We start from the raw sequence: 681 nt of genomic DNA, 5'->3' as shown, positions 1-681 counted from the left end.
ACTCTAACTCGTGGCGGAATTCACTGTTTGCCAATACTACGCCTGCCAAGAAAGTTCCAAGCGCGGGAGACAAGCCCACTAAACTCATCAGCGCAGCGATGCCAATCACCAGCATGAGCGCGGTCGCCGTAAAGATTTCGCGCAAACCAGAGCTCGCCACGTACTTAAGTAACGGGCGGCTTAAAAAGTGTCCGCCAACCACAACAATTGCAATCGATGCAGTGATGACAATTCCGTATGCCCAGCCCGGCAAATCGGCCACGAGGTTTAAATCGTCATGATGCTGCGCAGCAGTTTGAACGGCATTTTGTGCTTGTTCGACTAACTCCGGCAGGGCCAACAATGGAATAAAGGCCAACATCGGGATAACGGCGATATCTTGAAAGAGCAGAACAGAAAACGCGTTTTTACCACCTTCTGTTTTGGTTAGCCCTTTTTCGCTAAAGGTTTGCAGCACAATGGCGGTTGATGACAGCGCGAAAATTAGGCCAATCGCCAGAGCAATCGTCCAAGGCTGCTCAAAGTACAAGGCGATACCCATAATCGCGGCGACAGTGCCGCCAACTTGCAAGCCACCTAACCCCATCAAGCGATTACGCATCGCCCACAGCATTTTAGGTTCGAGTTCTAAACCAACAAGGAACAGCATCATTACAACGCCAAATTCCGCAAAATGTTGGA

Annotated in this window: 1 protein-coding gene; it reads right to left on the bottom strand. The window is 50.2% G+C overall.

Going from position 1 to position 681, the window contains the following annotated elements; translation table 11 throughout:
- Positions 1 to 681, bottom strand: a 681-nt coding sequence (locus tag R7E78_RS26990) for a cation:proton antiporter (RefSeq protein WP_318058726.1), incomplete at both ends; no start/stop codon positions are given.

It is taken from the genome of Vibrio sp. YT-19(2023) (assembly GCF_033337395.1).
Note: the sequence above shows the minus strand (reverse complement) of the source record. Positions and strands in the feature narration are given on the sequence as shown.